Below are 11823 nucleotides of genomic sequence, written 5' to 3' on the forward strand. Positions count from 1 at the left end.
CTGCTCCGGCGTATTTCAGCAACCGCGGGTCACGGGCATCTCGACGTCGCTCTTGATGGCCATGTGTTTGGCCAGCTCCAGCTTGGCGATCGCCGCGCGGTGCACCTCGTCGGGGCCGTCGGCCAGGCGCAACGTGCGCTGGTTGGCATAGCTGTAGGCCAGCGGGAAGTCGTCGCTCACGCCGCCGCCGCCGTGGGCCTGGATGGCCATGTCGATGATTTCACAGGCCATGTTGGGCGCCACCACCTTGATCATCGCGATCTCGGCCTTGGCCACCTTGTTGCCCACCGTGTCCATCATGTAGGCGGCCTTGAGCGTGAGCAGGCGCGCCTGCTCGATCTTGCAGCGGGCCTCGGCGATGCGCTCGTGCCAGACCGACTGTGAGGAAATCGGCTTGCCGAAGGCGACGCGGCTGTTCAGGCGCTTGCACATCAGCTCCAGCGCGCGCTCGGCCGCGCCGATGGAGCGCATGCAGTGGTGGATGCGACCGGGGCCCAGGCGTCCCTGAGCGATCTCGAAGCCGCGGCCCTCGCCCAGCAGCAGGTTGCGCACCGGCACGCGCACGTCCTTGAGCACGACCTCCATGTGGCCGTGTGGGGCGTCGTCGTAACCGAACACGCTCAGCGGGCGCACGACGGTGACGCCGGGCGTGCCGGCGGGCACGACGATCATGCTCTGCTGCGAGTGGCGCGGCGCTTCGGGGTCGGTCTTGCCCATCACGATGTAGACCTTGCAGCGCGGGTCGCCGGCGCCCGAGGACCACCACTTGCGGCCGTTGAGCACGTAGTGGTCACCGTCGCGCCGGATCTCGCACTGGATGTTGGTGGCGTCCGATGAGGCCACCGCCGGTTCGGTCATCAGGAAGGCCGAGCGCATTTCGCCACGCAGCAGCGGCTCAAGCCATTCGTCCTTGATCTCCTCGGACGCATAGCGCTCCAGTGTTTCCATGTTGCCGGTGTCGGGCGCCGAGCAGTTGAATACCTCGGCCGCGAACGGCACACGGCCCATGATCTCGCACAGCGGTGCGTACTCCAGGTTGGAAAGGCCTTCGGGCGCACGCTTGCTCATCGGCAGGAACAGGTTCCACAGACCCGCCGCGCGCGCCTTGGGCTTGAGCTCCTCGATGATGGTGGTCGGAATCCAGGCGTTGCCCTTGGCGCGGTTGGCCGCGATCTCGGCGAAGAAGCGCCCTTCGTTGGGGTAGATGTGCTCGTCCATGAAGGCCAGTAGGCGCTGGCGCATGTCCTTGACCTTGTCGGTGTAGTCGAAATGCATGGGGTGGTCCTCGTGTGTGGGTCTGGACGTTGTGGAAAAGGGTGCTCAGGCCTGCCGTGCAAAGCGCCATGCCATCTCGGCCAGTGGCCGCGCGCCCGCGGCGGACGACACCGCCTGCGCGCTGGACGCCGTGCCCATCTCGACGCGCTTGGCAATCCCCTGCAGGATCGCGGCAAGGCGGAACAGGTTGTAGGCAAGGTAGAAGTTCCAGTCGGCCTTGAGCTGCTCGGGCGTGACGAAGCCGGTGCGCTCGCAATAGCGGTGGATGTAGTCGTCCTCGGTGGGAATGCCCAGCGCCTGCACGTCCAGGCCGCCGATGCCGCGGAAGGCGCCCGGCGGGATGTGCCAGGCCATGCAGTGGTAGCTGAAGTCGGCCAGCGGGTGACCGAGGGTCGAGAGCTCCCAATCGAGGATCGCCAGCACGCGCGGCTCGGTGGGGTGGAACATCAGGTTGTCCAGCCGGTAGTCGCCGTGCACGATGGACACCAGCGATTCGTCGCGCGCCATGGCTGGAATGTTCAGAGGCAGCCAGTCCATCAGCTTGTCCATCTCGGGGATGGGTTGCGTGATCGACGCGACGTACTGCTTGCTCCACCGGCCGATCTGGCGCTCGAAGTAGTTGCCCGGTTTGCCGTAGTCGGCCAGGCCAATCTCCAGGGGACGCACCGTGTGCAGCGCGGCCATCACGCGGTTCATCTCGTCGTAGATCGCGCCGCGCTGGGCGTTGGGCATGTGGGGCAGCGACTGGTCCCACATCACACGGCCGTCGACGCACTCCATCACGTAGAAGGCACGCCCGATCACCGACTCGTCCTCGCACAAGGCGTGCATGCGCGCCACCGGCACACCGGTGCCGTGCAGAGCGCCCATCACCCGGTACTCCCGCTCGATGGCGTGGGCCGAGGGCAAGAGCTTGGCCACCGGACCGGGCTTGGCGCGCATCACATAGTTGCGGTTCGGCGTGATGAGCTTGTAGGTGGGATTGGACTGCCCGCCCTTGAACATTTCAATGCTCAATGGACCGGCAAAGCCCTCGACGTGGCGTTCGAGCCAGCCCTGCAAGGCGAGGGGATCGACGGCGTGTTGCGCCGCCACCGGCCGCGTGCCGGTGAAGTTCTGGGAGTCGTTCATTCGGTCACGGTCGGTGAGGGCGGGGAAAGCGTCAGTTCTCGGCTTCGGCGATGCGCATCAGCATGTCGCGGTTGCGCACCACCAGCCCTCCCTGCTCGATGCGGATCGCTTCTTCGCGCTCCATGGATTTGAGTTCCTGGTTCACGCGTTGGCGCGAGGCGCCCAACAACTGCGCCAGTTCCTCCTGCGCCAGTTGCAGACCGATGCGCATTTCGTTGCCGTCCGACAGGCAGGGCACACCGTAGGAGCGCACCAGGTGAAGCAACTGTTTGGCCAGGCGTGCGCGCAGCGGCAGGGTGTTGAGGTCTTCCACCAGGCCGAACAGCGTGCGGATGCGCCGCGCCTGCAGGCGCATCAGCGCCTCGTACAGCTCGACGTGGGCATTGAGGATCTTCTGGAAATCGTTGCGGGCCACGCACAGCAGCGTGGTCGGGCCATGCGCGTAGGCGTCGTGCGTGCGCCGGTCCCCATCGAAGAAGGCCACGTCCCCGAACCACACACCGGGTTCCACGTACGTCAGCGTGATGAGCTTGCCCGAGAGCGAAGTCGAGCTGACACGCACCGCGCCCTTGGCGACCGCCGTCCACTCGGTGGGCGGCTCGCCGCGGGCGACGATCAGGTCGCCGTCCTTGAATCGCTTGACGTAGGCGCATCGGAGGATGTCGTGACGCAGGGAGGGGGAAAGACTCTGGAACCAGCGACCGTTGTTGATCGCCTCGCGTTCTTCCATTGTCAGAATGGGTTCGTCCATCGGATGTCTTTTGAGTGACTGAAAGCGGTCCCATTGTCACCACTGGGACGCGCTGGAAGCATCAGGGATAGCGCGGGGGACTGTCCCGCAGGTGTCGGCGGTGCTGCTTGAAAAAGCGAAGCGCCGTACCCTTGGAGATCAACGGTAGCCGGGGCGGCGCTTTTCGAGAAAGGCCGCAATGCCTTCACCGCCGTTGGAATGGTGGAGGTTGCGAACGAAGTGGTCGCGTTCGGCGGCGAGCTGGGTGTGCAGCGGGGCGGTCTGGGCCTCGTTCACCAGTTCCTTGAGGCTGGCCATGGCGTTGGGCGCACGCGCGTTGAGCTTCTCTGCCAGCGCCAGTGCGCTGTTCATGGCCTCGCCGTTGGCGCAGACCTGGTTGACCACACCCAGGGCCTGCAGACGCGCTGCGTCGACGCGGTCCCCGCACAGCAGGAGCTGCATCGCCGTGGCGCGGGGCAGGGCGCGCGCCAGGCTCCAGGTGGCGCCGCCATCGCAGGACAGGCCCACATTGCTATAGGCCATCACAAAGACACTGTCCTGCGCGGCGACCAGCAGATCGCAGGCGAGTGCGAGCGAGAAGCCCGCGCCGGCGCAGGCCCCTTCCACCGCAGCGATCACCGGCTTGGGAAACGCGCGGATGGTTTCGATCCAGTTGTGCAGGCTCTCGATGCTCTGGGCCTGCACCTCGGGCGCCTGCTGGCGGTTGGACAGCAGGCGTTGCAGGTTGCCGCCGGCGCAAAAGTGGCTGCCCTCGCCGGTGATGACCACCGAACGCACCTCGGGGTTTGATTCGGCGACGTTCAGCGCTTCGACCCCGGCGGCATAGATCTCCGGGCCCAGGGCGTTGCGGTGCTCGGGGTTGCTGATGGTCAGCACCATGGTCTGGCCATGGCTGTGGCTCTTGAGGCTGGCGCTCATCGTCAGGCCTCTTCGTGCATCAGGCTCAGGCCCAGGGCGCCGCGGCGACGCAGCCAGGGCGAGGGGCGGTAGCGCGGATCGGCGTAGACCGTGCCCATGTTGAAGAGGATTTCCAGCACATTGGTCGGACCGACCTTGTCGCCCATGGCCAGCGGCCCCATGGGATAGCCCAGGCCCAGCGTCACCGCCACCTCCAGGTCCTTGGGCGTGCAGATGCCCTGCTGGCACATGTCGGCGGCGATGTTGACGATGGTCGCCACCACTCGCTGCGTCACGAAGCCGCCGCTGTCTTTCACCACGCTCACCGCCTTGCCATCCTTGGCAAACAGAGCGTGGGCGGCGTCGCGCATGTCGGGGCGGGTGGCCGGGTTGGTGGCCAGCACGCGGCGCCTGGTGGCGGCGTCCTCCAGCATCATGTCGATGCCCACGGTGCGGGTGGGGTCCAGCCGTTCCACCGCAGCGAGGGTGGTCACATCCAGCCCGAGCGGCGCCACCAGAATGAGCGCGTTGGCCGAGGGGGTCTGGGCCGTTTCGATGCTCGCGCCCAGGTTTTTGAGCAGCTGGTAGACCTCAGCCCGACGCGCGGCCTTGGGTGAGACCCAGACCGGCGGCAGCGTGCCGACGGCGGGAACGGGCGGCTCCGCAGGAACCTGCGCGATGCCATCCTTGTATGCATAGAAACCGTCGCCGACCTTCTTGCCGACCACACCACCGGCCAGTCGCTGCGCCGTGATCACACTGGGGCGGTAGCGTGGCTCGTCGTAGTACTGGCGGTAGATCGATTCCATGACCGGATGCGAGACATCCAGGGCGGTCAGGTCCATCAGCTCGAAGGGACCGAGCCGGAAGCCCATCTGGTCCTTGAGGATGCGGTCGATGGTCGCGAAATCGGCCACCCGCTCCCCGGCGACACGCAAGGCTTCGGTGCCATAGCCCCGTCCTGCGTGATTGACGATAAAGCCGGGGGTGTCCTGAGCCGATACGGGGGTATGCCCGAATTCGCGGGCAAAGGCGGTCAACCGCTCGCACACCACCGGATCGGTCTTGAGGCCGGCAATGACTTCGACCACGCGCATCAGCGGAACCGGATTGAAGAAATGAAACCCGGCGAGCTGACGGGGGCGTTGGAGCGCCGCACCGATGGCGGTCACGGAAAGCGACGAGGTGTTGGTCGCCAGCACCGATGGTTCGGAAACGATGGACTCCAGTTCGGAAAACAGCTTCTGTTTGACATCCAGCCGCTCCACAACGGCTTCGACGACCAGGTCGCACGGTGCCAGTGAGGCGAGGGCATCCGCGCAGCGGACCCGATCCAGCAGGGCAGAGCGCTGGGCGGCATCGAGCTTGTCCTTGTCCACCAGCTTCTGCCAGGTGTCTGCCAGCGCCTGCCGCGCGGTCTCGGCCGCATGGGGCTGCAGATCGAACAGGATCACGGCACTTCCGGCCTGGGCCGCCATTTGGGCGATGCCGCGGCCCATGGCGCCGGCACCCACGATGCCGACGGTCTGAAAAGTTGGGGTCATATGAAAGTATTATTTGAGAGGGGAGGGCAACGACCTATGACAAAATGTTGCCACGAAGAACGGAAGGGCTGTGACGTGCGCCAGATCTTGGTTGGCTCTATTTTGCTATCAACGGCGTTGGGCGGTTCGGCGGCCACTTTGGGGCGACACAGCGGTGCTGTTGTCATCGGCAGACCACTGGATATCAGGGTGCAGGCGGTCGCTGCTCCTGGGGAAGATGTGTCCGCACTGTGCCTGCAGGCGGATGTGTTCTTCGGCGACTATCAGCTCGGGCCTGCGTCCATCCGCACCACAACACAGCACAACGCGCCCGATGCCGAGGCTTCTGTGCGCATTCAGACCACCGTGCCGGTGAACGAGCCTGTCGTTTCGGTGATTTTGAAAGCCGGATGCGCATCGCCGTTCTCCCGTCGGTACGTGCTGCTGGCGGATTTGCTGTCCGAACCCGCGACCGTTTCACAACCTTCGCCTGCGCCCTCAGGTCAGCAGGAGGCGCAGAGGCCGTTGCCAAGCCCTGCGGCGGGCGCAACCGGAAACGCCAGGGTTGCACCAGGAACAGCCGCCGTGGGTGGTGAGCCTCCGGCCGCCACGACGCGCAATGGGCCTCCCGCAGCGGTTGCCTCCAGGCCCAAGCCTGCGAGTGTGGTGCGCAAGCCCGAACCGCCAAGGGAGGCCGCCCCGCGCCTCCAGCTGGACCCGGTGGATGTGAGCCTTGCGATCGAGCGCGATCCGGTTCTCCGGCTGTCTCTGTCCTTGCTCAGCGAGCCGGCTTCGAACCCGCAGGAGCGCGCCGCCGCTGCCCAGCTCTGGAAGGCGCTGAACGCCTCACCGGAGGAGATCCTTCGAGATGCCCAGAAGCTCGCAGTGCTTGAGGCCGAATCCAAGGGCCTGCGCGAGCAGGAGGCGCGCCACAAGGCCGCCATGCAGGACCTGGAGGCCCGGCTTGAGCAGTCGCGTGTCATGTCGTGGGCTGCGTATGCACTGGGGGCATTGCTGCTTCTCGCCCTTGCCGCGTTGGCTTGGCTCTGGCGACGCAAGGCCTTCACGGGTGCTCCCGGCTCCACACAGAAGAACTGGTGGGCGTCCGGTGCAGCGAAGATGGCGAAAGCGCCTGCAGAGAAGCCGGCAGGAAAAGCGCCGGCCAAAGGGGTGGACCTGGACCTCGACCTGGACGCCGACTCCGGTATGGACGAGCTGGCACCTGCGCGGAGGGGTGCCGGTGACAGCGGGGCGATGCCCCTGTCTTCGTCCGAGCGCCGCGACTTCCGCCCCAGTCACATGGGGGTGTCACGCTCCGTCGCCACCGAAGAACTTTTCGACGTCCAGCAGCAGTCGGACTTCTTTGTCTCGCTGGGCGAGTTCGACCAGGCGATCGGTGTCCTCAAGACGCATCTGCACGAGAGCCAGGAGCCGAGTGCCCTTGCCTATCTCGATCTCTTCAAGCTCTACCACCGCACAGGGCGGCGCGACGAGTATGAGAAGTTGCGCGACGAATTCAACCACCAGTTCAATGCGAGCGCACCGCCTTTTGACCAGTACAGCGATTCCAGTCGCGGGCTGGAGGCCTATGAAACCGCATTCGGGCGCATCCAGGCCCTGTGGCCGCAGCCCAAGGTGCTCGACGTCATTGAGAAATCCATTTTCAGGGACTCGACCGATCCAGAGTCGGAGGTTTTCGACCTCGAAGCCTATCGAGAGCTCCTGCTTCTGCACGCCATTGCGAAAGATGTGATCCAGCGCGATTCGAACACGCCATCGTCGGATTTCCAGCACACGGCCATCCGTCCGCTGAAGGCTGCCGACCCAAAGGTGGTTGGGGCCTCGGCCGCCGCCTCCGGGCGACTCACCGAACCGCTGGACAGCATCCCGCACGCCTCCCCCCGTCTGGGTCTGGACATCGACTTGGATGCTCTGCACGACGCGTCGGCATTCGAAGCCTCTCTGCCCGACGTGGCGGTGCCGGTGGAGCCCACCGCCAAGCCCGCTCCTCCTCCAGTGGCGGCTGTTACCACCGAGACGGTGGACATGGGCAACCTCATCGACTTTGAGGTCCTGGATTTCATGCCCCCCGAAGAGGTGGGCGATGACGAAGGCAAGAGCCCGCGCTCCCAGTGAGTGCTGTCAGTCTCCCGAACAAAAGAGGCCAGAGCGTATCTGGCCTCTTTTGTTTTGGGGGGCCGTGATTGCCTGTCAGCGCCGCACCTGCAAGGCGCCTGGGTTCACGATGTTGGTGGGCGTGCCCTTGATGAAATTGACCACGTTGTCAAAAGCCGCTGAAAAAAGGGTCTCGTAGTTGCTGAGTTCGACGTAGCCGATGTGAGGGGTGCAGATGCAGTTTTCGAGCCTCAGCAGCGCATGACCCTGAAGAATCGGCTCGGATTCGAACACATCGATGGCCGCCATGCCGGGGCGCCCCCGGTTCAAGGCGGTCAAGAGCGCCTCGGCCTCGATCAGTTCGGCCCTCGACGTGTTGACCAGCAGGGCGGTCGGCTTCATGCGCGACAGATCATCCAGCGTGACGCAGCCGGCACTTCGGTCGCTGAGACGAAGGTGGAGGCTGAGCACATCCGAGCGCTCGAAAAGTTCCTCGCGGCTGGCTGCGACCTCGAAGCCGTCGGAGGCCGCCTGCTGGCGGGATTCTTCGCCGCCCCAGACCAGCACCTGCATGCCGAAGGCTCTGCCGTAGGCAGCCACCAGCTTGCCAATGCGGCCGTAACTCCACAAGCCGAGCGTCTTGCCGTAGAGGACCATCCCCAGACCGAAGTTGGCCGGCATCGAGGATGACTTCAGTCCGGACTGCTGCCAGGCGCCGTGTTTGAGGCTGGCCACATACTGCGGAATGCGTCGCATCGACGCCATGACCAGCGCCCATGTGAGCTCGGCGGTGGAAACCGGAGAGCTTTGGCCCTCGGCCACGGCAATGCCCCGTTCGGTGCAGGCACTGACGTCGATGTGGCTTCCAATGCGGCCGGTCTGCGCAATGAGCTTCAGGCGGGGTAGCTTCTCGACCAGCTGGCGCGACACATGTGTTCGCTCCCGGATCAGAACCACGATGTCGGCATCCCGCAAGCGAATGGACAGTTGCCCCACGCCCTTGACCGTGTTGGTGAAGACTTTGGCGGGATAGGGGTCCAGGCGTGCCGCGCAATCCAGCTTTCGGACGGCGTCCTGATAGTCGTCCAATATCACGATGTTCATGGGGCATTATTGTGCCGCCATGAACATGATGATCAGTTGCCGACGCCTTCAGGCGGGTCGTTCGAGGGCGGCCAGTCGGTCCAACTCCGCGCAGACATCGGCCATGCGACCGGAAATCACCAGGCAAGCACTCCGGTCCGCTGGGCTGGAGTGCTTCAGAAAAATGCGCGAGGACGGCCCAAGCCGCGACACCATTGTAGCGGAAGCGTTGGATGAGGCTGCCGGCGCCTGTTTCGGCGGCTTGCTGGCCAGCCAGCCGGCCCTGACAAACCGCTGCATCAGCGTGGGCAGCGGCTTGCGTGACTTGTTGGGGCACGGTGGCGAAGGCAGCCAGCTGTCGATCAGTTGCAGCGGCGCGCGCCAGGTTTTGGAGGTGATGCGGATTCCCATGTGAAACTCCGAAAAGGGGTTGGACACAGGCAGGATTGGTTCGCAACAACCGCTCTCGCAGGGTTTGCCGAGGGACGACACACCGTCCTGGCAAAACGCCCGCCACCTGCGAGAGCGACACCGACCCAGCGGATCAGATCTGAAAGCTGTTGCGAATCAGGCCCACGGCCAAGCCTTCGATCTCGAAAGGTTCCCCGGGCTGAACCACGATGGTTTTGTAGTCGGGGTTCTCTGCGTGCAGTTCGATTTGATGGTCGCGGCGCATGAAGCGCTTGACGGTCACGTCGTCACCGAGTCTGGCCACGACGATCTGACCGTTCTTCGCATCCTTGCCAGACTGCACCGCCAGCAGGTCGCCGTCCAGGATGCCGACATCACGCATGGACATGCCCCGCACACGCAGCAGATAGTCGGGGGTGCGCTGAAAGAGGCTGCGCTCGACGTGGTAGGTCCGGTCCACGTGTTCCTGCGCGAGGATCGGGGAACCCGCCGCCACCCGGCCGATCAGGGGCAGCATGAGCTGGGAGAGGCCGGGCAGCGGCAGTGTAAGCTGGTGGGCCCGCTGATCGTTGATGGCCTGCAGGTCCCGGTTGCGGAGCCGGATCCCGCGGGATGTGCCGCTGACGAGTTCGATCATGCCTTTGCGTGCGAGTGCCTGCAGGTGCTCTTCGGCTGCGTTGGCCGACTTGAAGCCGAGTTCGGTTGCGATTTCGGCCCGGGTGGGTGGGGCGCCGGTGCGCGAGATGGCGTTCTGGATCAACTCCAGGATCTGCTGCTGGCGGGCCGTGAGCTTGGGCGGAAACGACTCGATCATGTCAACCTCGTGGTTTGGCGGGGTAATGCTGGGTGGCTGTTTGCATATCCAGTATCTGTATTTTTAAACAGTTTTGGAGACTTGGCAAGTGAACAATAGCAACAGACCTCTTCGCGTAATCCTGGGAACAGGGGGCACCATCGCCGGACGGGCTGCGCGGGCCGGCGACAACGTCGGCTATGTGGCGGGGCAGGTGCGGGTCGAGGATCTGCTGGCCGGTGTGCCCGCGCTTCAGGGCTGTCCTCTGGAGGTGGAACAGGTGTACCAGGTGGACAGCAAGGACATGCACTTCGGGCTTTGGAAGCGGTTGTTGCTGCGGATCTCCCACCACCTTGCCCGCGACGAAGTGGCCGGCGTCGTCGTCACCCACGGAACGGACACGCTGGAAGAAACCGCTTTTTTCATACAGTCAGTATTGCGGCCTTCCAAGCCTGTGGTGTTCACCTGCGCGATGCGCCCTGCCACTGCCCTGGTGCCCGACGGTCCTCAAAACCTGCTGGATGCTTTCACCGTGGCCGGCCATCCCGAGGTCTCAGGGTGTGTGGTGGTCTGCGCAGGGGAGATGCATGCCGCCGAACACGTGAGCAAAGTCCACAGCTACCGCGTGAACGCCTTCGACTCTGGTGACGCCGGCGCCCTGGCTTGCATCGAAGAAGGGGAGGTGCGGTGGTTCCATGGCCCCATCCAGCGTACGCTTCCATCGAATCCAGAGCACCTGTTGGCGCGGGTGCTCGAGGCAGATGCGCTGCCGAACGTGCAAGTGGTGACCAGCCATGCCGACGCCGACGGTTCGGTTGTTCATGCACTGATGCGGGCCGGAGAGCTTGATCCTGTCTTGCGCCCGCGGGGTATCGTGGTGGCGGCCACGGGCAACGGTACGGTGCACCGGGCGCTCGAACAGGCCCTCTCTGATGCCATGGCCCAGGGGGTGCGCGTTGTGAGGTCCACCCGCTGTGCGCGGGGTCGGGTGATTCCGGATTTGGCCCAGTCCATGCCTGATTCTGCGGGCCTGTCCCCTGTGAAAGCGCGCCTGGCCATCGCGCTGTCGCTGCTGGCGTCCTGACCTCGTTGAGGCAAAAAAAACCCGGCAGGCCGCCGGGTTCGGGGGGGCGGGTGCCGCCCGCGTCAGACGGCCAGGGCCTGAAACGCGCGGGCAGTGATCTCTTCCACCGAGCCCGTGCCGCTGATGGCGCGGTACTTGGGAGCGGCCGCCGGATCGGTCTTGGCCCACTGGCTGTAGTAGTCGACCAGCGGTCGGGTCTGGGCGCTGTAGACCTCAAGGCGCTTCTTGACGGTCTCTTCCTTGTCGTCGTCGCGCTGAATCAGCGGCTCTCCGGTAACGTCGTCCTTGCCGTCGACCTTGGGCGGATTGAACTTGACGTGGTAGGTGCGTCCCGACGCGGGATGCGAGCGGCGACCGCTCATGCGCTCGATGATGGCGTCGAACGGCACGTCGATTTCCAGCACGTAGTCCAGTTTCACGCCAGCTGCCTTCATGGCATCGGCCTGGGGGATGGTGCGCGGGAAGCCATCGAACAGGAAGCCATTGGCACAGTCTGGCTGCGCGATGCGTTCCTTGACGAGGTTGATGATCAGGTCGTCACTCACCAGTCCGCCGGCATCCATGACCGTCTTGGCCTGCATACCGAGGGGGGTTCCGGCCTTCACGGCAGCCCGCAGCATGTCTCCAGTGGAGATCTGGGGGATGCCGTACTTCTGGCAGATGAAGGTGGCTTGTGTGCCCTTGCCCGCACCAGGAGCGCCCAACAGGATCAGTCTCATCGTCTTCCTTGTATCAATGTTTCGTTCGTGCCCGCCTGCCT

11 protein-coding genes are annotated in these 11823 nt (G+C 64.8%); 2 read left to right on the forward strand and 9 right to left on the reverse strand.

Features of this window, described 5'->3' with window-relative positions; genetic code table 11:
- Window positions 1-15: 15 nt before the first annotated feature.
- From RCO38_RS08800 to RCO38_RS08820, 5 genes are all read right to left on the reverse strand, one after another.
- Entirely contained in the window at window positions 16-1275 is a 1260-nt protein-coding gene (locus RCO38_RS08800; protein ID WP_308327916.1) for an acyl-CoA dehydrogenase family protein, read from the reverse strand.
- Window positions 1276-1320: 45 nt separating this feature from the next.
- On the reverse strand, window positions 1321-2406 hold the full coding sequence (locus RCO38_RS08805) for a phosphotransferase family protein (RefSeq protein WP_308327917.1): 1086 nt from the start codon (window positions 2404-2406) through the stop codon (window positions 1321-1323).
- 31 nt (window positions 2407-2437) lie between these two features.
- Window positions 2438-3157: a Crp/Fnr family transcriptional regulator gene (locus RCO38_RS08810; RefSeq protein WP_308327918.1), complete on the reverse strand. Its 720-nt coding sequence runs from the start codon at window positions 3155-3157 to the stop codon at window positions 2438-2440.
- A gap of 138 nt (window positions 3158-3295) precedes the next feature.
- Entirely contained in the window at window positions 3296-4075 is a 780-nt protein-coding gene (locus RCO38_RS08815; protein WP_308327919.1) for an oxepin-CoA hydrolase, alternative type, read from the reverse strand.
- A 2-nt stretch (window positions 4076-4077) separates the two neighbouring features.
- Complete coding sequence (locus RCO38_RS08820) at window positions 4078-5598, reverse strand: 3-hydroxyacyl-CoA dehydrogenase (protein ID WP_308327920.1); 1521 nt, start codon at window positions 5596-5598, stop codon at window positions 4078-4080.
- Between the two features lie 75 nt (window positions 5599-5673).
- Here RCO38_RS08820 and RCO38_RS08825 point away from each other — a divergent pair, with 75 nt between their 5' ends.
- Window positions 5674-7713, forward strand: a complete 2040-nt coding sequence (locus tag RCO38_RS08825) for a hypothetical protein (RefSeq protein ID WP_308327921.1) — start codon at window positions 5674-5676, stop codon at window positions 7711-7713.
- 75 nt (window positions 7714-7788) lie between these two features.
- Here RCO38_RS08825 and RCO38_RS08830 read toward each other — a convergent pair whose 3' ends face one another.
- The 3 genes from RCO38_RS08830 to lexA form a co-directional block, all read right to left on the reverse strand.
- Window positions 7789-8796, reverse strand: a complete 1008-nt coding sequence (locus tag RCO38_RS08830; protein WP_308327922.1) for a D-2-hydroxyacid dehydrogenase family protein — start codon at window positions 8794-8796, stop codon at window positions 7789-7791.
- Window positions 8797-8844: 48 nt separating this feature from the next.
- The gene (locus RCO38_RS08835) at window positions 8845-9186 is read right to left on the reverse strand and encodes a hypothetical protein (RefSeq protein ID WP_308327924.1); all 342 of its coding nucleotides are present in this window, start codon (window positions 9184-9186) and stop codon (window positions 8845-8847) included.
- A gap of 133 nt (window positions 9187-9319) precedes the next feature.
- Window positions 9320-10000 carry a transcriptional repressor LexA gene (gene lexA / locus RCO38_RS08840; protein ID WP_308327925.1) on the reverse strand — a complete coding sequence of 227 codons (681 nt, stop codon included), beginning with the start codon at window positions 9998-10000 and terminating at the stop codon, window positions 9320-9322.
- 88 nt (window positions 10001-10088) lie between these two features.
- On the opposite strand from lexA, the gene RCO38_RS08845 reads away from it, so the two are divergent.
- A complete protein-coding gene (locus RCO38_RS08845) occupies window positions 10089-11063 on the forward strand; it encodes an asparaginase (protein ID WP_308327926.1) in 975 nt (324 codons plus the stop codon).
- Between the two features lie 62 nt (window positions 11064-11125).
- Here the strand turns inward: RCO38_RS08845 and adk are convergent, their stop codons facing one another.
- Window positions 11126-11782, reverse strand: a complete 657-nt coding sequence (gene adk / locus RCO38_RS08850) for an adenylate kinase (protein WP_308327927.1) — start codon at window positions 11780-11782, stop codon at window positions 11126-11128.
- Window positions 11783-11823 lie beyond the last annotated feature (41 nt).

Origin of the sequence: Hydrogenophaga pseudoflava (genome assembly GCF_031020795.1) — a bacterium.
Lineage (GTDB): Bacteria > Pseudomonadota > Gammaproteobacteria > Burkholderiales > Burkholderiaceae_C > Hydrogenophaga > Hydrogenophaga pseudoflava_A.